The organism is Tritonibacter sp. SIMBA_163 (genome assembly GCF_046535935.1).
Classification (GTDB): Bacteria; Pseudomonadota; Alphaproteobacteria; order Rhodobacterales; family Rhodobacteraceae; genus Epibacterium; species Epibacterium scottomollicae.
This window is the reverse complement of record NZ_JAWJBP010001136.1, coordinates 1-243: the sequence shown is the minus strand read 5'-3', so window position 1 is coordinate 243 and position 243 is coordinate 1. Positions and strand designations below refer to the sequence as shown.

Sequence of the window (243 nt, the reverse complement as noted above, 5' to 3'; positions counted from 1 at the left end):
CATCTCGAAGACGAGGGTGTTCAGGACCCTTGCACCGGATGCGCCGATCGGATGGCCGATGGCGATCGCTCCGCCATTGACGTTGACGATGGCGGGATCCCAGCCAAGCTCTTTGTTGACGGCGCAGGCCTGCGCCGCGAATGCCTCGTTGGCTTCCACGAGATCGAGGTCGCTTGCCTTCCAGCCGGCCTTTTCCAAGGCTTTGCGGGAGGCCGGGATCGGCCCCGTCCCCATGACCTGCGG

Annotated in this window: 1 pseudogene; it reads right to left on the bottom strand. The window is 65.0% G+C overall.

Going from position 1 to position 243, the window contains the following annotated elements:
- Window positions 1-243, bottom strand: a pseudogene (locus R0J92_RS25875) (acetyl-CoA C-acetyltransferase); the annotation flags it as partial.